The sequence below is a fragment of the Aestuariispira ectoiniformans genome (genome assembly GCF_025136295.1).
GTDB lineage: Bacteria > Pseudomonadota > Alphaproteobacteria > UBA8366 > Aestuariispiraceae > Aestuariispira_A > Aestuariispira_A ectoiniformans.
In genome coordinates this window covers 1,515,015-1,533,010 of sequence record NZ_CP062788.1, presented here as the reverse complement: position 1 = coordinate 1,533,010, position 17,996 = coordinate 1,515,015, and the positions used below count along the sequence as shown (strand labels likewise).

Here is a 17,996-nt window from a genome sequence, read left to right as displayed (position 1 = left end):
CCTTGGGCATTACAGCGACTTCAAAAAGGCGATCAATGCCGCCCTGTCAGCCTTGTTCATGGCAACAACGTTGTTCTTTGCATTCTCCGCTTCCCCGCCATGCCACAGGATGGCCTCCAACAGGGTCCGCGCCCGTCCGTCATGTAAATAACTTTCCCGGCCATCACTGACCAGCGCCGTTTGTCCCAGCCCCCACAGCGGCGGCGTCCTCCATTCACGGCCCGTTGCTTCCCCTTCCGGCCTGTGATCCGCAAGGTCATCTCCCATGTCATGGAGCAGCAAGTCCGTATAGGGCCAGATTTTCTGCCCTCTGCTGTAGGGGTTCTCCGCCGTTGCCGAAGTCACATAGCCCGGTTGATGGCAGGCCGCACAGCCGTTGTCAAAGAACAGCTTCTTGCCCGCAAGCACCTGGCGGTCACCCGCATTCACTCTCCGGGGTACGGCGATATTGCGTGTGTAAAGCAACAGCAGGTCCATGATCTGCGCCGATGCTTCCACATTGTCATACTGCGGGCTGTTACCGTCCGGGGCTGCGCGGCAATCCTTCTGGGCGGCGGTACATTCACCCCAACCTTCGGGAAAAAGCGGCGAGGAAATCCCCACATCGCCACTAAAAGCAGAGGCATTCTGGTCGTCCACCGTGGCATTTCCCGCCTTCCAGCCGAACCGTCCGATCGCCACCTTCTTCATGTGGCGGCTCCAGACCTTGTTAGGCTTGCCGGAGATACCGTCGCCATCCGCGTCATCGGGATCGGCCAGGGCCAGAAGGTCTTCCTCCGGAATGGCTTCCAGCAGCCCCAGCCCGATCATCGGCGATGCGATACGCGGCGAGATCATCAAATCCGGATGGGGCTGACCATAGGCGGGGTTCTCAATTGCATAGTGAGGTTTGCACAGCGTGATAACAGAGCCATCTTTCAACCGCACCGGCAGAGCCGTGTAGGACAGCCCCATTTTCCCTTCGGCGCGGTGCCCCTGGATCGACAGGTTCTGCAACTGCCCGCCATAAACCGGGTCCGGTATCACCGACAGCCTGTGAGAGGCCAGTGCCCTGCGGTCATCGTCGTTTTGGGGCGGAATGCTGAGGCGCAAAAAAAGAGATGCTGCCTCCTCCCCCTTCTTCGGCACGACGCCACGGCCATTGCCCACATGGCAACGCAGGCAAGAGCGCGTATTGAACAGTGGGCCGAGACCATCCGCCGCCTGGGTCGAGGCCGGTGCGGAAACCCAAAGTCTTTTGAAAAAGCCGAAGCCGACCTTGAAATCCAGCCGCCGGTCGAACGGCAGATTATCCGCGGGGTAGGAAAAGGCCTTCCGGTCAGACCGTTTACCATGCGATGCCTCGCCGCCGGGACTATCCTCCCCCGGTTGCGCCTTCGCGAAATCCGTCGGCCAGGGCAGCACTTCGGCCTGCGCCGAAAGACCGGTCAGGGCAAGACCGGCAGCAAACAAAACAGATGCGAAATACTGTCGCATACAAACTTCTCCAAACGGCAGGAGGACCGGCGGTGCGAAAACGCACCGCCAGTCCCCCAAATCTGCCAATCCCGGAAGGGGATTAATTGTAAACGGCGTCCGGGTTGTCCAGACTGTCAGACCCTTCAAACTGGATCGCGGACAGGTCCAGGGCCGCCACGGCTTTTTCAATCGCCTTGGTCTGGGTAGTCAGACCGTCAACAGCATCCTGAATGATCTTGTTACCGGCATCATTACCTTCAGCCAGCATCTGGTCGTATGCTTCACCGCCTTCTGCGGTTTTGACAAGGACCGTCATGGCCGCCATGGTCGCGTCCAGCTTGCCGCGCAGGTTCTGGTCTGCGCCTTTGTCTTTTTCGGCAACCAGGTCAGACAGGCTGGGCCCCTGCACCACGCTTCCGTCAACGCGGGTGTATTTGCCCAGATAAACATTCTGGATACCCTTGGCGTCATAGTAATGGGAGTTATGCGTGTTGTCGGAGAAGCAATCATGTTCTTCTTCCGGGTCATGCAGCATGACACCAAGCTTCATGCGTTCCCCGGCCAGTTCGCCATAGGACAGCGACCCCATACCGGTAAAGGCGGAAACCAGCCCCTGGTCAACATTGGCCATGACCTCGACGCGCGCCGCGCCATCCTTGTCCCAGGCATCGACCATTTCCTGCAGATCGTCCACCAGCAGGTCGGTCGCAACGGTCAGATATTCCGCACGACGGTCACAGTGACCACCGGTGCAATTCTTGGTGTCATAGTCGCTTGCCGGACGGTTGCCCGCACCCGGGCCGGTGCCGTTCAGGTCCTGGCCCCAGAGCAGGAATTCAATGGCGTGATAACCGGTTGCCACGTTAGCCTCGACTTCGTCCGCTTCCTGCAGCTTATCCGCCAGAAGTTCCTTGGTAATCTTGGAAGCGTCGACTTCTTCGCCACCAAGAACCAGTTTTTCGTTGGCAATAACGTTGGCGACATAGGCAACGTTTTCATCCGATTCCGTGCCATAGGACGCATCGACATAGTCAATCAGACCTTCGTCCAACGGCCATGCGTTCACCTTGCCTTCCCAGTCATCGACGACGGAATTGCCAAAACGGAAGGTTTCGGACTGCTGGTAAGGCGCACGGGCCGCGATCCAGGCTTTGCGCGCCGCAGCCAAGGTCTCGTCACTCGGGTTTTTCACCAGGGCGTTGACGGCCACCTGCAGGGCCTTCGCCGTAATCAAAGAATCCTCATAGACCGCGTGGGCAATATTGGAATAGTTGGTCAGAACCGCAGCCTTGTCGACCGTATCGGCGAGGACCGGATTGGCGGCGACAACCGAAAGCGCCACGCCTGCAAATAGTTTTTTCATCTGCTACCCCTTGATTGGATGTACCGGCCTGAAGCCCACAAACCGGTGAATTTCCTCTGACAACCCTGCCCCAGGCGGGCCGTCTTTCGCGAGGTTAATAGCGCAACTTATTCGCAATTACAATGATAATTGCAAATAGTTCTCATTACACGAAGCTGAAAAGTCGGCCACCTTTCAAAAACATGGCGCTTTTGATGTAGCCATACACCTGCAGTTTCGCTATCAAGATCGGGTTCTGCATACGGCAGAACAGTTCTCGGGGCGGGGTGAAATTCCCCACCGGCGGTGATGGCGACAGCCAAAGCCCGCGAGCGCCTTTCCCGGTCCACATGGGATAAGGGTCAGCAGATCCGGTGTAATTCCGGAGCCGACGGTTAAAGTCCGGATGAGAGAGAACGCCGTATTGATTGGCGCTGCTTTTCGCAGCGTTGTTGGTGCGTCGTGCGCCCTGATTCTCGAAATGTTTAACTCATGGAGTTCTCGATGAATCAGATTTCTTCCAATTCGCCTAAAAACTTGAAAGTCGCCTTCATTCAGGCGCAGTGGCACGCGGATATCGTGGGCAACAGCCGCGAGGCATTTCTGTCCGCAATCGTCGAAAAGACAGGCAATGGTGCAACGGTTGACATTATCGACGTACCGGGGGCGTTCGAGATCCCCCTGCAAGCCAAACGACTGGCGCAAACCAGCCAATATGACGCCATCGTCGGCGCGGCCTTCGTGGTGGATGGCGGCATCTACCGTCATGACTTCGTGGCGCAGGCCGTCATCCAGGGTCTTATGCAGGTGCAACTGGAAACCGGCACACCGGTTTTAAGCGCCGTCCTGACACCCCATCATTTCCACGAAACCGACGAACATCGCCGGTTCTTCCAGGATCATTTCAGGATCAAGGGCCGTGAGGCCGCCGATGCCTGCCTGGCGATCACGGCAATGCCTTCTGTGAAAGCCGCCGCCTGACCGGCCAAGCCCGGCGGCATCCGTCGCCGGGCTTTCCCCTTTGCCTGACAGGGCGAATGTGCCAATCTTTCAGCCTTTCCAACAAAGCACGTCTGGCGCGATGTATTCCTTCTCCCTGTTCGAAACCCCGATTGGCCGTTGCGGCATTGCCTGGACGATGCAGGGCATCGCACGCTTTTGTTTCCCCGAAGGCAATGACGACCGCACCAAGGGCAGACTTCTGAAAGGCATCGACGCCGTTGAGGCCGACACACCACCGGCTCTCATCCGGCAGGCAATCGACCTCGTGCGACAGCTCATGGCCGGGGAAAAAATATCCTTTGCCGCCATCCCCCTGGACCTGACGGGGGTTTCGGACTTCCACCGGCGCGTTTATCAGGAAATATCAAAAATCCCGCCGGGACAGACCGCCACCTATGGTGAGGTGGCCGCCCGCGTCGGCGAACCGAAAGGCGCACAGGCCATCGGTCAGGCCATGGGACGGAACCCGATCCCCGTGATCATCCCCTGCCATCGTGTGCTGGCGGCGGGAAGCAGCCTCGGTGGCTTTTCAGGTGCAGGTGGCGTTGACACCAAACGCCGGTTGCTGGAAATCGAGGGCGCACTGCCGCCCGAACCGCCCAGTCTGTTCGACCTGCTGGACGACAATAGCCAGCGCTGACAACAGCAAGACATCGCTTATAACTGTTGCAAGCCCCGAAAATGCCGCCCACATTGCGGCAGGTAATAAAAGAAATATGCGGGGGAAGAGACATGAGCGACAGTCCAATTGACCAGGATTATATCAAAGGCATCCTCAACGAACTGCTGACCATGGCCAGTCCGTCCGGCATGACCGACCGGGTTGTGAACCGCGTCTGTGGCGAGCTGGACAGCATGGGGATTACTTATGAACTGACCCGCCGGGGTGCCATCCGCGCGGACCTGCCGGGCCGCCGCAAGTCACCGGACCGTGCCATTGTCGGCCATCTGGATACGCTGGGTGCGATGGTCAAATGGATCAGGCCCAACGGCCGCCTGCGGATTGCCCCGATCGGGCATTGGTCGTCGCGCTTTGCCGAAGGCGCCCGTTGCACCGTGCATTGTGATGGCGGTGTTTCCATTCGCGGCACAATCCTTCCCCTGAAGGCATCGGGCCACGTCTACAACAAGGAAGTGGACAGCCAGCCAAACCGCTGGGATCAGGTGGAATTGCGGCTGGATGCCAAAACCTCCAGTGCAGAGGAAACCGCCGCCCTTGGTGTAAATATCGGCGACACCATATCCGTTGATTCCCGGCCGGAATTCACCGAGAGCGGCCATATCGTCGCCCGCCACCTGGACGACAAGGCAGGCGTTGCCGCCATGCTTGCCGCCGCCAAGGTAATCGCAGAGGGCAAAGAAGAACTGCCCATGGACTGCCATCTGCTGTTCACCATCACGGAAGAAGTGGGGGCCGGGGCATCCCATGTCCTGCATGGCGATGTGGCCGAACTGGTCTCTGTCGACAACGGCACCTTCGCCCCGGAACAGAATACCAGCGAATATGGTGTAACCATTTCCATGATGGATATGACCGGCCCCTTCGACTGGCATCTGACGCGCCATCTGATCGACCTTTGCCGGGACAACGGGATTGAACATTCCCGCGACGTCTTCAACTATTATCGAAGCGATGCGGCAGCGGCCCTTGAGGCGGGTAACGATATCCGCACCGCCCTTGTCTGTTTCGGCCTGGATGCCTCCCATGGGCATGAACGGGTCCATATGGATTCGCTGATGGCGTTATCGACGCTGCTGCTCAATTACATGCGCAGCCCTGCCCTCTTCGACCGTGACAAGGATGCGCTGGGCCCGTTGAGCGACTTCCCGGAAATGAACAACCCGTCAACCGACTAGTCACACGCTGTCATCGAGACAAAAAAAGAAAGTCCTGCAAGGGTGGTTCCTTGCAGGACTTTTAAGTTTTTGCCTGAACAGTCTATGACAGACCGCAGGGTCGAGGGATTCTTGAAGTATTACAGTTTCTCGGCAACCGCATCGACAGCCTGTTTGGCAATATCGACAATCTTGTCGATTTCCGCCGGGGTAACGACCAGCGGCGGTGCAAAGCCCAGGATATCGCCATGCGGCATTGCACGCGCGATCATGCCGCGTTCCAGGCAGGCAGCCGAGATTTGCGGACCGACCTTCAGGTTCGGATCGAAACGCTCTTTCTTATCCTTGTCTGCAACGAATTCCAGAGCCGCCATCAGGCCAACGCCGCGCGCTTCACCGACAATCGGGTGATCCGCAAAGGTTTCCTGCAGGCGTTTCTGGAAATAGGCACCGGTCTCTGCCGCATTGCCGGTCAGATTTTCGCCATCGACAATATCCAGGTTGGCATTGGCCGCAGCGGCGCAAACCGGATGTGCGGAATAGGTCCAGCCATGGCCGATCGGGCCCATCTGCTCGGAACCCTGTTCCAGAACGTTCCAGACGCGCTCACCGACGATCACGCCGGACAGCGGCAGATAGCCGGAGCTGACACCCTTGGCGATGGTGATCAGATCGGGTTCCATATCGTAATGCTGGCTGCCGAAATAGCTGCCGGTACGACCGAAGGCGGTGACAACTTCATCTGCTACCAGCAGGACGTCGTATTTCTTCAGGACTTTCTGGATTTCAGCCCAGTAGCCGGCCGGCGGCGGAACGATCCCGCCCGTGCCCAGAACCGGTTCGCCGATGAAGGCCGCAACGGTTTCCGGACCTTCGGCCACGATCATTTTTTCCAACTCGTCCGCACAACGTTTGGAGAACTGCTCTTCGGTTTCACCGGCCTCGGCATTCCAGTAGAAATGCGGGGTCATGGTATGTTTAACCGGCGGTTTGGGCAGATCAAAGGCGTTGTGGAAGGCAGCCAGGCCGGTCATGGAACCAGTCATGATCCCGGAACCGTGGTAACCGCGCCAGCGGGAGATGATTTTCTTCTTCTCCGGACGGCCCAGGATGTTGTTGTAATACCAGATCAGCTTGATGTTGGTCTCGTTGGCATCCGACCCGGACATGCCGTAATAGACGCGCTTCATGCCTTTCGGCGCTTTGGTCACGATACGCTCGGACAGGCGGATGATCGGTTCGTTCCCGTGACCGACATAGGTGTGATAATAGGCGAGCTGTTTGGCCTGCTCATGGATGGCATCCGCAATGGTCTGACGGCCATAGCCGACGTTGACGCAATAGAGCCCGGCAAAGGCATCAAGGGTCTTAACGCCTTCGTCATCCCAGATGTAGCAGCCTTCACCACCGGTGATGATCCGGTTCGGCGTCTCACCATGGGCGTGCGCCTTCATATGGGTCGACGGGTGAAAAACATATGCACGGTCCATCGCGTGCAGGTCATTCATACGATGTTCGGTCATCTCGCGTTATCCTTCTCGTTTCTTGTGTCTCAAACCGCCATGCAGACGTATTTCAGTTCGGTATACTCTTCCAGGCCATGACGGCTTCCTTCCCGTCCCAACCCGGACTGCTTGACGCCGCCAAAGGGGATCGGCGCCCCGGTAATCTTGGGCGTATTCACAGCAACCATGCCGTATTCCAATGCGGCGGACACACGCTGTACCCGGCGATGGTCATTGCTGTAGAGATAGGCCACCAAGCCATATTCACTGTCGTTGGCCATGGCAACCACGTCATCGGTATCGTCAAAGGGGATGATCGCTGCCACCGGGCCAAAGGTTTCCTCGCGGTAGATCGCCATCTCCGGCGTAACATCCGCCAGGACCGTCGGTTCATAGAACAGGCCGCCCAGCGCATGGGCCTTGCCGCCCGTTGTCACCCGCGCGCCTTTGGCTTTGGCGTCGGCAACCTGACTTACGCATTTATCAACAGCGCGCTCATGCATCAGCGGCCCCAGGACAACGCCATCTTCCAGACCGTCGCCGGTTTTCTGGGCTGCGGTTGCCGCCGTGAATTTCTCTACGAATTCATCATAAACATCGCGATGCACATAGATGCGGTTCGCCGCCAGGCAGTCCTGGCCGGTGGTGGCAAATTTCGCCCCGATCGCGCCTGTCACCGCCTCGTCCAGATCCACATCCGGATAGAGGATGAAGGGGGCATGGCCGCCCAGTTCCATGGACATTTTCTTAACCGTCTGCGCGCCCTGCTCCAGCAGGATACGGCCCACTTCGGTGGAACCGGTGAAACTAACGGCGCGAACCAGTCTGTTGCCGCAAAGCTCTCCCACGATAGTGCGGGCGTCACCGGTTACAACAGAGAAAACACCGGACGGAATTCCGGCGCGCTCCGCCAGTTCTGCCAGTGCCGTTGCGGAAAACGGGGTTTCGTTAGCCGGGCGAACCACCATCGGGCATCCGGCCCCCAATGCAGCCGCCGCCTTGCGGGTAATCATCGCACAGGGGAAGTTCCAGGGGGTAACGGCCGCACTCACGCCGATCGGTTCCCGTCGCACGGTCATGGCGCGATCCGGCAGATGCGGCGTGATGCCTTCGACATTCACGCGTTTGGCCTCTTCCGCATACCATTCGACAAAGCTGGCCGCGTAGTCGATCTCGCCGAGCGATTCAGAAAGCGGCTTACCCTGTTCCAGGGTCATGATCAGCGCCAGGTCTTCCTTGTTTTCAAGGATCAGGTCATACCAGCGGCGCAGATAACCGGCCCGCTCCTGCGGCAGCAGGGAACGCCAGCCATCAAACGCATCCTGCGCGGCGTCAATCGCCACACGCGTCTCCGCCACGCCCAGGTCAGGTACATAGCCCAAAAGCTGTCCATTGGACGGATTGGTAACGGCAACGGATCGGCCGCTATCAGCCGCAATCCACCGACCATTCACATAAGCCAGGTCTCGCAAAAGGCGCGGATCGCGCAGACCGCTTAACCGCGGTTCGAAATCCTCATGCTTGGCACGCAGCACCGCCATGACGCCCTCCTTATCCTCTTTTAAGGTTTCTTAGATTGGGCATTAACCTAAAGGAAGATAAGGAGAATGTGTTTTCGAAGGCATGGGTGAGTTAGGTGGGATCGTCTTTACAGACAAAGGTTAAATGCAGAATCTTCTTCTGCCGGATTACAGAAGCTGATCGAGGGGAATTTCGGTCGCTTCCTTCACCCGGCTGGTGACGATATAGGTGAAGTAGCGGTCGATACCGATATCATCCTCCAGCATGGCCACGATGATGCGCTGATAGGCGTCGACATCCTTTGCCACGACCCGCAACATATAGTCGATTCCACCGCCGGTCGCCCAACAGTCCAACACCTCGGGCCGATCCTTGATATAGGTCTCGAATTTCTCGAAATCCTCGGCCTGATGGCGTTGCAGGGTTACTTCCACCAGCACCGTCGTAAACCGGGTCAGCTTGCCCAGATCCAGACGAGCATGATAGCCCTCGATCAGGCCAATCTCTTCCAGCCGCTTCAACCGCTCCCAACAGGGGCTTGGCGACAGGTTGACCTCATCTGCCAGCGCCGCTTTGGTGATACGTCCATCCCGCTGCAAAGTTGCCAGGATCTTGATATCACGCTCGTCCAGTTTGATCATTGCTTCCCCTTAATCTACCGGCACCGCAACCACAGCGATACAATCCCCCGTATTGATCAGCCCGGGGAAATGCCGTGTCGCCAGGATGCCATCGCGCTTGGCCGGATATTCATAGGCCCAGCCGCCGATGCGTTCACAATCATAAATCCGGGCGATCACATCCCCCTCTTTGACGGATTCCCCCAGATCGACACAAAACTCTACCAACCCCGCATTGACCGACAGGATGAAACAATCCGGGTCGGGCATATCCAGGTGCATGGTCGGGCTCTGGATGACGTCAGCCTTCAGGATACCAGCATGGGCGAGGAAGTTTCGCAACCCACGGTCGGCAATCCGCACGGAACGGGCGGTCACCGAACCGCCGCCGCCAAGCTCTGTGGACACGAAGACCTTGCCCATATCCTCGGCGGCAGTGTCATACATGCCGACCGCATCCATCTCCAGCATGATCATGGAATAGGGCGCACCAAAGGCCAGCATCGCCGCCTCACAGCGGGCCTGCTGTTCCTTGTCTTCCAACTCATGGACGGCTGCGAAAGGCACGAAATCCAGTGTCTTGCCACCGGAATGGAGGTCCAGCACGTAATCCGCCATGGGCAGTAATTCACGCTGGAAATAGTCCGCAATTTTGTCCGTCACGGTTCCTTCGGGATCACCCGGGAAGCTGCGGTTCATGTTGCCCTTGTCGATGGGCGAGGTACGCGTTCCCGCCCGGAAGGCCGGATAGTTCATTGCCGGAACAATGATAACACGACCATTGATATCGGAGGCCTGAATTTCGGCGGCGAGTTTGAACAGGCTGATTGGCCCTTCATACTCGTCGCCATGGTTACCCCCGGTGATCAGGGCCGTCGGACCGTCGCCGGATTTGGCGACGGTAATCGGCGTCATGATCGAGCCCCAGGCGGAGCCGTCATGGGAATAGGGAAGCTGCAGGAAGCCGTGCTGGACGCCCTCCTGATCAAAATCAACAGTGGCTACAACTGGTGAAGGACGCATGGTGACACCCTCTCTACTGACGGGATAGCCCCGCTATTTCACAAAAAGCTTACGCGGCAGGTTTGCCAGGCATTCCACACCATTCTCGGTGATCAGAATGCTTTCCGTGATTTCCAGCCCCCAGTCGTCGAACCAAAGCCCCGGCATGAAGTGGAAGGTCATGCCCGGCACCAGTTCGGTGCGGTCACCGGCACGGAAGCTCATGGTGCGCTCGCCCCAATCCGGCGGATAGCTGAGCCCGATCGGATAGCCGCAGCGGTTGTCTTTGACGATACCGTATTTGTTCAGAACGCCATTCAGGGCAGCCGCGATATCTTCACAGAAATTACCGGGCTTGGCTGCTTCCAGGCCCGCCTCGATCCCCTCGATCAGGGCCTTTTCCGCATCCAGGAACTTCTGCGGCGGCTTGCCCAGATAGATCGTGCGGGAAATCGGACAGTGATAGCGTTTGTAGCAACCGGCAATTTCAAAGAATGTGCCGGTATCGGCCGGGATCGGCTTGTCATCCCAGGTCAGGTGGGACGCACTGGCGTCCGCGCCGGTCGGCAACAGAGGCACAATCGCCGGATAGTCACCACCGAAGCCTTCAACGCCCTCGATGCCCGTGCGATAGATTTCCGCCACCAGCATATTCTTGGGCATGCCCGGTTCCATGATGTCGAAGATGTGGTTATGCATCTTTTCGATAATCCGGGCCGCCACGCGCATATAGGCGATTTCCTGGCTGGATTTCACCGCGCGCTGCCAGTTCACCAGGGCATTGGCGTTCTTGAAGGTGGCATTCGGCAGATGGGTTTTCAGCGATTCATAGCAGGCTGCACTGAAATAATAGTTGTCCAATTCGACGCCGACTGTGCCTTTGCCCCAACCCCTGCCTTCGATAATGCCGGACAGGTGGTCTATCGGGTGACGTTCGGTCGACTGTACGTAATGGTCCGGATATCCCATGATCCGGTCGGCAGCCATATAGACCGTGCGCTTGGCACCATTCTCGTCAATCCCGCGGCCATACCAGATCGGCTCTTCGCCTGCCGGGACGAGGACACATTGGTGCACATAAAAAGACCATCCGTCATACCCTGTCAGCCAGGCCATATTGGATGGGTCGGTCACGATCATCAGATCGATCCCCTGAGCTTCCATCGCCCGATGGGTTTTGTCCAACCGCGCCTTGTATTCTTCACGGCTGAAGTTCAACTCGACGCCATTTTCCTGCGCCATGCCCGTCACTCCCTGTTAGAGATCAATTACCAAAATCACGTTTTTATTACTGTACCGCCTTGCGCCGCAGCGCAGCGGTCATAGGCCACAGTCGCAATCGCCGTGTCCTGAACGCCGGTGCCGGTTAGATCACAAACGGTCACCTGGTCGTCATTTGTCCTGCCAGCCTTCTGGCCGGTCAGCACCTGCCCCAATTCGGGGAAAACCCTGTCTGCGGCGATAGCCCCGGCCGCAACGGCATGATGCAATTCGCCGAGACTGCTGCACTGGCTCTGCCGGTCGCAGACGTAAACGTCAGCCTTGGAGAGAACCTCCGGGGCGAGTTCATTTTTCTGCTCCGCATCCGATCCCATGGCCGTGATATGCAACCCCGGATGCAGCCATTCGGCCCGGATCAGCGGCTCCCGGGACGGCGTGGTCGTCACAACAACCTGTGAGGATGTTACGCAATCCTCAACGCTGTTCGCCACACGAACAGGACAGCCCAGGTCTGCGGTCATCTTTTTCGCATAATCTTCAGCCTTGGACCGGTCCCGGCCCCAGACAACGAGGTCGTCGAAGTCGCGCACCAGCTTCAAAGCCTTGATCTGCAGTTCCGCCTGCAGGCCCGTACCGATCACACCCGCCGTCGTCATCTTTTCCGGGGCAAGCGCCCGGGCCGCGACGGCACCGGCGGCCGCCGTGCGCAGGTCAGTCAGATAGCCATTGTCCAGCAGGACCGCCTTCACAAGGCCGGTCTCCGAACTGAACAGGACCATCAGGCCGTTCAGGCTCGGCAGGCCCAGTTTTGGATTGTCGAAAAACCCAGGACTGACCTTGATGGCAAAGCCATCCAGCCCCGGTACATAGGCGGTTTTGACGTCGACCTCGCCGTGTTTTTCCTCGATTTCCATGCTGAGGATCGGGGGCATGACAACGCCGCCCTCCGCCAAGCGGCTGAACGCACCGGCAACCACGTCCACCAGACTGCGATCCAGATGCACCTGTTCGCGTAGCTGGTCTTCGGTCAGAATCGTAATATCAGGCATTGCGCTCCTCCCAATCCGATACCACCCGGTGAAAGACGGTCATATCCACATTCTTGCCCGAGAGGATGACGGCAACATTCCCACCCATCTTATCACTTAATTCGTCCAGCAGGACGGCGGCGCCCACGGCCCCTGCCCCTTCGGTGACCCAGCCTTCCTTCCAGAAGAGATGCCCCATGGCATAGGCAATCTGCGCCTCGCTCAACAGGACCACATCATCGACAAGGCGGCGAACCGGCTCAAATGTATGGGCGTTGTTCAGGTTGATGCCGCCGCCAAGCGAGTCTGCCAGCGTTTCCTCTTCCCGTACTTCCACGGGCTTTCCGGCCTTCAGGCTGGCCGCCATCGCCGCGCCGCGTTCCATCGAAATGCCAATGATCCGGATATCCGGATTGATCGCCTTGGCCGCAATCGCGATCCCCGCCAGCAATCCACCGCCCGACAACGGCACCAGAAAGGTGTCGACCTGAGGAAATTGCTCCATAACTTCCAGGGCAATCGTGCCCTGCCCGGCCACCACATCGGCATGGTCGAAGGGCGGGACTTCCGTCATACCTTCTTCGGCCACGAGGCGATTGACCTCTAATTGCGCTTCGTCCTGGCTGTTACCGATAATGGAAATTTCCGCGCCCAGCGCCGCAATCGCATCCAGTTTGTTCTGGGGCACCAGACAAGACATGCAAATGGTTGCCTTGATCCCCATCCGGGCGGCGGCATAGGCAACGGCACGTCCATGATTACCCGTGGAGGTACAGACAACCCCGGCGGCGCGCTCTTTATCATTAAGACAGGCGATTGCATTCGCTGCGCCGCGAATTTTAAAGGCGCCGATCGGCTGGGTCGTCTCCAGCTTGAGCCGAACATCCCGTCCATTCACTGAAAGACTATGCGCCGGCGTCAGCGGTGTTTGAACCGCGACATCCCGAATGCGTTCCCGCGCCGAAAAAACAGACTGCAAGGTAATCATCGCCCGACCCTCTTGGCTGTGACGGACGCATGATGTATACATCATTATCCGTATTCAACCATTTTCTACGCGATTTTCTTCCAAAATCACTCACAATGTATACTTCTATCTTAAAAGCGACAAAAAATGCCAAATAACGTCACGCCAAGACAGCGCCGCAGCAAAGCCCAGGAAAGGTTCGATAGAATCTATGGCGAAATTCGCGACCGGATCTGCCTGCTGGACTATCAGCCGGGCGAACGCCTGTCGGAAGACGAACTGGCGGAGGATTTTGACGTCAGCCGTACACCAATCCGCAGTGTCCTGAACCGCCTGGAAGTCGAAGGACTTGTCCAAAGCCGCCATGGCGTCGGCACCTTTGTCACCGATGTGGATTTCAAGGCTCTGGAAGAAGTGTACAAATTCAGGATGGCGCTGGCCGAACAGATCGGCCTGCTGGACCCACGCCCGCGTACGCGCCGGGATATTGAACGCCTGCGAACCTGCCTTCGCCATTGCGACACACTTGTCAGCGCGCCCGACCCGAAAGGCTTTGCCCGGTTGAACCTGGATGTCTTCAACGAGGTCTCCGACCTGATCGGAAACAAACCTTTACGCGAAGTCACGATACGACTTCACCTCCTGACGACCCGCATCTGGCTGACCACCGTTCCCGTCGAAGAACTACCCGCAGAAATTGCCCGATTCCGTGGCGAGATCTCCGACCTTCTGACGGCCATGGAACTGGGTGACTATGTCAGCGTCGGGCTATTGTGGCGCAGCCATGTCTCGATGAGTTTCTTCCGCCTGAGACGCTACGAAGAACAAAAACAAATCGATCAACCAATTGATAATTAAAGAAAAGATACCATAACAATTAATTCACGGACCTTCCCTTGACAGGCATTGGTTGTAATTCTAGGGTACGGCCATGACCTCTAAGGGGAACCCATACGGGCATGTCCTTCCAGTCTTTCTGCGGGACATTCGAAATCGGCCTTGCGTGAACCACGCACTTATCTTTGCCGACACCTTTTCCCGACCGCAAAACCCAAATTCACAAAAATCAGACGCTTTTACGCGTGTCTGAACCGCAAGTTCGGCACACGCTATAAGAGAAATTTTATTTAGGGAGTATCACCATGGACCACGACACATTGGGCAGCCGCATCGAACAGGCACGAATTGCAAAGGGTTATACGATCTCCCAATTGTCCCGCCGCATGGCCGTCAAACCGTCGACCCTGAAAAACTGGGAAAGCGACCGCAGCGAACCGCGCGCGAACAAGTTGAGCATGCTGGTCGGCGTGCTGGGTATCTCCACCCGCTGGCTTCTGGAAGGTGGCGTGGACCATCCGTCCATCGATGACACCATGACCGAAACAAGCCATATCGCCCAAAAGGTCGAGCAGGCTTTGGGGATGCAGCAACGCCTGTCCCAATTGCTCTATGAAATCGAGGCGGATGTCGCCCGGCTCCAACGCGACCTGAACGAGACTGCCGATTCTACGCTGTAACATCGGAAACGACATCGTGGCTCAAGGGCGGGCAGTTTTCTGCCCTTCCCTTCCGCCGCGGGAAAATCATCTAAACGCCCCGAAAGAATTGATCCAGGTTCAGGTCCTCCCCATCAAATCAGTGTAATAGTGCTGGTCCAAGATATGGCTGCCTAAGCAACGGGGAAGACTTTGCGATGACCATCCGCAATCTGGAACATTTGTTCAATCCGGCATCCGTCGCCGTAATCGGCGCATCCAAACGCCCGCACAGCGTGGGCCAGACCGTGATGCGCAACCTGTTGATCTCCGGCTTCGACGGACCGATCCTGCCGGTTAATCCGCATTACGATACGGTTTCCGGCGTCCTCGCCTATCCGGATGTGGCAAGCCTGCCTCTTGCGCCCGACCTTGCCATAATCTGCACACCACCGAAGACGGTACCGGACCTGATCAGACAATTGGGCGAAAGGGGCACCCGCGCCGCCGTTGTCCTGACCGCCGGTTTCGAGATGATCGAGGAAGACGGCAGGGATTTCCGTCAGGAATGCCTGGACGCCGCAAAGCCCTACCTCCTTCGTATCCTCGGCCCCAATTGCGTCGGTATCCTTTCCCCTCATATCAACCTGAACGCAAGCTTTGCCCCGACCATTTCCGCGCCGGGCAAGGTCGCCTTTGTGTCACAGTCGGGCGCGCTGGCCACCGCCGCCCTGGAATGGGCGAAGGAAAAGGAAGTCGGTTTCTCCCATTTCGTATCGCTTGGTAACTGTTGGGACGTGGATTTCGGCGACGTTCTCGATTTCCTGGGTGGCGATCCGCATACCCATGCCGTGCTTCTCTATATGGAATCGCTCACCTCCGCGCGGAAGTTCATGTCCGCCGCCCGTGCCGCGGCCCGAAACAAGCCGGTCATCATCGTGAAATCCGGACGCGACGCCGACGGTGCGGCAGCCGCGGCCTCCCACACCGGCGCCCTGGCCGGTGCGGACGACATTTACGAAGCCGCCATTCGCCGTGCCGGCCTTCTCCGGGTTGATCGGGTCGAGGACCTGTTCAATGCGGCAGAATTGCTTGGCCGGGGCATCCGGCTGCATGGCAATCGTCTCGCCGTCGTCACCAACGGGGGTGGTATCGGCGTGATGGCTGCAGACGCGCTGAGCCGTCACGACGCCCGTCTTGCACCGCTGTCGGACGATACAATTCAACAGCTGGATGCGGTCCTGCCGTCCAACTGGTCCAGAGGCAATCCGATCGACATTATCGGCGACGCCCCGGCAGAACGCTATGCGGCCTGTTTCGATGCCCTGACAAAGGCCAAGGAGATCGACGCCGTCCTTTTATTGCAGGCCCCGACCGCCATTGTCCCGACCACGGAAATTGCCGAGGCACTGGCAGAAAAACTGAAAGACTTCCGGATACCGGTCCTGTCCTGCTGGCTGGGCGGGGAACCGGCGCGCAAGGCCGCGCAGATATTCTCTGCGGCACGCCTGTCCACCTTCCCGTCGCCGGAAGACGCAGTCGACGCCTTCATGCAACTGGTTGAGTTCAACCAAAACCAGACCATGCTGACAGAAACGCCGCCGTCCATTACCGATCATACACAGCCCGACAAAATGGCGGCCCGTGCCATTCTGGATCACGCCAAGGCGGAGCGGCGTGAGATGTTGAGCGAACCGGAAGCCAAGGCAATCCTTACGCATTACGGCATTCCAACCGTGGAGACCAGGGTTGTCACAGACGAAAACGAAGCCGTCGAGATCGCCCAGAAGCTGGGCTACCCGGTCGCCCTGAAAATCCTGTCAGACGAGATTTCACATAAGTCCGACGTGGGCGGTGTCGTGCTGGATATCACCAGCGCGCCCATTTTGTGCAATGTGATGGACGGCATGCGCAACCGGGTTCAACGCCTGAAACCGGACGCAACGATCAAAGGATTTACCCTGCAACCGATGGTTCGACGCCCGCAATCGGAAGAAATCATTGTAGGTGCAAAGACCGATCCGGTGTTCGGCCCGGTGATCCTGTTCGGGCATGGCGGCACCGCGACCGAGATTACAGCCGACCGGGCCATTGAATTGCCGCCGCTGAACCTGTCGTTGGCGCGGCAACTGGTGGATCGCACCCGCATCGGTCTGCGCCTGAAAGGATATCGTGATCATAAATCCGCAGATCTGGATGCCATCCATGACAGCCTGATCAAACTGTCCCAACTGATCATTGACCTTCCCGATATCGAGGAAATTGACATCAATCCGCTGTTGGCAGACGCGCAGGGCGTCATCGCCCTCGACGCCCGCATACGGGTCTGCGTTGACTGCGCGCCGGAAGAAAGCCGCCTCGTCATTCATCCCTACCCCCAGGAATTGGAGGAAAGCGTATCCCTGGATGACATGACGCTGGTCCTGCGGCCGATCCGACCGGAAGACGAGGCCCAGCATCGCGCCTTTCTCGACAAGCTGACGCCGGAGGATATCTATTTCCGTTTCTTCGGCGCCATCAGGCAGTTCGAACACACCCAACTGGCCCGCCTGACCCAGATCGACTATGACCGCGAAATGGCCTTCATCGCCGTGGCAGACAATGCGCAGGGCCAGGAAGAAACCCTGGGCGTCGTGCGCCTGGTCAGCGACCCCGATCGCGTCACGGCCGAATTCGCGATCATTGTGAATTCGACAATCAAAGGACGCGGTCTGGGCAAGCTATTGATGAACAAGATGATCGACCATTGCCGCAGCCAGGGCATCGCCACAATCAAAGGTCAGGTCCTGGCGGAAAACAAACGTATGCTCGCCCTGGCAAACAGCCTGGACTTCGAAAAACATGCAACGGAGGAAAGTGGCATCTGGTCTGTGGAGCTGCACCTGAAGACGGAAGAATAGCAGACTGATATTCGATTTTCCGGCGTGGCGCCCCCCCTTCGGAAATAAAACTTGAAGCTTTCCTTAGGTTGTGTTTTGTTCAGCTACAGCTACAGTGCGTCGAAATTTTCTCGATGCGA

Annotated in this window: 15 protein-coding genes and 1 riboswitch; of the genes, 6 read left to right on the top strand and 9 right to left on the bottom strand. The window is 57.9% G+C overall.

Annotation, left to right across the window (positions count from 1 at the left end; translation table 11 throughout):
* Nucleotides 1-9: 9 nt before the first annotated feature.
* Both IF205_RS07380 and IF205_RS07375 read right to left on the bottom strand, forming a co-directional pair.
* Nucleotides 10-1,476, bottom strand: a complete 1,467-nt coding sequence (locus tag IF205_RS07380; RefSeq protein ID WP_259782644.1) for a di-heme oxidoreductase family protein — start codon at nt 1,474-1,476, stop codon at nt 10-12.
* An 82-nt stretch (nt 1,477-1,558) separates the two neighbouring features.
* On the bottom strand, nt 1,559-2,821 hold the full coding sequence (locus IF205_RS07375) for an imelysin family protein (RefSeq protein WP_259782643.1): 1,263 nt from the start codon (nt 2,819-2,821) through the stop codon (nt 1,559-1,561).
* Between the two features lie 248 nt (nt 2,822-3,069).
* Nucleotides 3,070-3,222, top strand: a riboswitch (FMN riboswitch).
* A gap of 82 nt (nt 3,223-3,304) precedes the next feature.
* Between IF205_RS07375 and IF205_RS07370 the strand changes: the two genes are divergently transcribed.
* From IF205_RS07370 to IF205_RS07360, 3 genes are all read left to right on the top strand, one after another.
* Nucleotides 3,305-3,781 carry a 6,7-dimethyl-8-ribityllumazine synthase gene (locus tag IF205_RS07370; protein ID WP_259782642.1) on the top strand — a complete coding sequence of 159 codons (477 nt, stop codon included), beginning with the start codon at nt 3,305-3,307 and terminating at the stop codon, nt 3,779-3,781.
* 100 nt (nt 3,782-3,881) lie between these two features.
* Nucleotides 3,882-4,442: a methylated-DNA--[protein]-cysteine S-methyltransferase gene (locus IF205_RS07365; protein WP_259782641.1), complete on the top strand. Its 561-nt coding sequence runs from the start codon at nt 3,882-3,884 to the stop codon at nt 4,440-4,442.
* 92 nt (nt 4,443-4,534) lie between these two features.
* The gene (locus IF205_RS07360; RefSeq protein ID WP_259782640.1) at nt 4,535-5,659 is read left to right on the top strand and encodes an osmoprotectant NAGGN system M42 family peptidase; all 1,125 of its coding nucleotides are present in this window, start codon (nt 4,535-4,537) and stop codon (nt 5,657-5,659) included.
* A 119-nt stretch (nt 5,660-5,778) separates the two neighbouring features.
* Here the strand turns inward: IF205_RS07360 and IF205_RS07355 are convergent, their stop codons facing one another.
* The 7 genes from IF205_RS07355 to eutB form a co-directional block, all read right to left on the bottom strand.
* Nucleotides 5,779-7,161 (bottom strand): aspartate aminotransferase family protein, encoded by a 1,383-nt coding sequence (locus IF205_RS07355; RefSeq protein ID WP_259782639.1) that lies wholly within the window; start codon nt 7,159-7,161, stop codon nt 5,779-5,781.
* Nucleotides 7,162-7,190: 29 nt separating this feature from the next.
* On the bottom strand, nt 7,191-8,684 hold the full coding sequence (locus tag IF205_RS07350; protein WP_259782638.1) for an NAD-dependent succinate-semialdehyde dehydrogenase: 1,494 nt from the start codon (nt 8,682-8,684) through the stop codon (nt 7,191-7,193).
* A gap of 147 nt (nt 8,685-8,831) precedes the next feature.
* Nucleotides 8,832-9,305, bottom strand: a complete 474-nt coding sequence (locus tag IF205_RS07345; protein ID WP_259782637.1) for an Lrp/AsnC family transcriptional regulator — start codon at nt 9,303-9,305, stop codon at nt 8,832-8,834.
* A 9-nt stretch (nt 9,306-9,314) separates the two neighbouring features.
* A complete protein-coding gene (gene doeB, locus IF205_RS07340; protein WP_259782636.1) occupies nt 9,315-10,307 on the bottom strand; it encodes a N(2)-acetyl-L-2,4-diaminobutanoate deacetylase DoeB in 993 nt (330 codons plus the stop codon).
* A 33-nt stretch (nt 10,308-10,340) separates the two neighbouring features.
* Nucleotides 10,341-11,528: an ectoine hydrolase DoeA gene (doeA, locus tag IF205_RS07335; protein ID WP_259782635.1), complete on the bottom strand. Its 1,188-nt coding sequence runs from the start codon at nt 11,526-11,528 to the stop codon at nt 10,341-10,343.
* A gap of 35 nt (nt 11,529-11,563) precedes the next feature.
* Nucleotides 11,564-12,556, bottom strand: coding sequence for a cyclodeaminase (locus IF205_RS07330; RefSeq protein WP_259782634.1), 993 nt, complete (start codon nt 12,554-12,556; stop codon nt 11,564-11,566).
* Nucleotides 12,549-13,523: a hydroxyectoine utilization dehydratase EutB gene (eutB, locus tag IF205_RS07325; protein ID WP_259782633.1), complete on the bottom strand. Its 975-nt coding sequence runs from the start codon at nt 13,521-13,523 to the stop codon at nt 12,549-12,551. The genes IF205_RS07330 and eutB overlap by 8 nt, the downstream gene beginning before the upstream one ends.
* 126 nt (nt 13,524-13,649) lie before the next feature.
* Here eutB and IF205_RS07320 point away from each other — a divergent pair, with 126 nt between their 5' ends.
* From IF205_RS07320 to IF205_RS07310, 3 genes are all read left to right on the top strand, one after another.
* Entirely contained in the window at nt 13,650-14,360 is a 711-nt protein-coding gene (locus IF205_RS07320; protein ID WP_259782632.1) for a GntR family transcriptional regulator, read from the top strand.
* A gap of 284 nt (nt 14,361-14,644) precedes the next feature.
* A complete protein-coding gene (locus IF205_RS07315) occupies nt 14,645-15,019 on the top strand; it encodes a helix-turn-helix domain-containing protein (protein WP_259782631.1) in 375 nt (124 codons plus the stop codon).
* A 176-nt stretch (nt 15,020-15,195) separates the two neighbouring features.
* The gene (locus IF205_RS07310) at nt 15,196-17,877 is read left to right on the top strand and encodes a bifunctional acetate--CoA ligase family protein/GNAT family N-acetyltransferase (protein WP_259782630.1); all 2,682 of its coding nucleotides are present in this window, start codon (nt 15,196-15,198) and stop codon (nt 17,875-17,877) included.
* Nucleotides 17,878-17,996: the final 119 nt, after the last annotated feature.

Coding starts and splice junctions, on each gene's coding strand:
- IF205_RS07380 (WP_259782644.1), bottom strand. CDS start 1,476: ATGCGACAGTATTTCGCATCTGTTTTGTTTGCTGCCGGTCTTGCCCTG.
- IF205_RS07375 (WP_259782643.1), bottom strand. CDS start 2,821: ATGAAAAAACTATTTGCAGGCGTGGCGCTTTCGGTTGTCGCCGCCAAT.
- IF205_RS07370 (WP_259782642.1), top strand. CDS start 3,305: ATGAATCAGATTTCTTCCAATTCGCCTAAAAACTTGAAAGTCGCCTTC.
- IF205_RS07365 (WP_259782641.1), top strand. CDS start 3,882: ATGTATTCCTTCTCCCTGTTCGAAACCCCGATTGGCCGTTGCGGCATT.
- IF205_RS07360 (WP_259782640.1), top strand. CDS start 4,535: ATGAGCGACAGTCCAATTGACCAGGATTATATCAAAGGCATCCTCAAC.
- IF205_RS07355 (WP_259782639.1), bottom strand. CDS start 7,161: ATGACCGAACATCGTATGAATGACCTGCACGCGATGGACCGTGCATAT.
- IF205_RS07350 (WP_259782638.1), bottom strand. CDS start 8,684: ATGGCGGTGCTGCGTGCCAAGCATGAGGATTTCGAACCGCGGTTAAGC.
- IF205_RS07345 (WP_259782637.1), bottom strand. CDS start 9,305: ATGATCAAACTGGACGAGCGTGATATCAAGATCCTGGCAACTTTGCAG.
- doeB (WP_259782636.1), bottom strand. CDS start 10,307: ATGCGTCCTTCACCAGTTGTAGCCACTGTTGATTTTGATCAGGAGGGC.
- doeA (WP_259782635.1), bottom strand. CDS start 11,528: ATGGCGCAGGAAAATGGCGTCGAGTTGAACTTCAGCCGTGAAGAATAC.
- IF205_RS07330 (WP_259782634.1), bottom strand. CDS start 12,556: ATGCCTGATATTACGATTCTGACCGAAGACCAGCTACGCGAACAGGTG.
- eutB (WP_259782633.1), bottom strand. CDS start 13,523: ATGATTACCTTGCAGTCTGTTTTTTCGGCGCGGGAACGCATTCGGGAT.
- IF205_RS07320 (WP_259782632.1), top strand. CDS start 13,650: ATGCCAAATAACGTCACGCCAAGACAGCGCCGCAGCAAAGCCCAGGAA.
- IF205_RS07315 (WP_259782631.1), top strand. CDS start 14,645: ATGGACCACGACACATTGGGCAGCCGCATCGAACAGGCACGAATTGCA.
- IF205_RS07310 (WP_259782630.1), top strand. CDS start 15,196: ATGACCATCCGCAATCTGGAACATTTGTTCAATCCGGCATCCGTCGCC.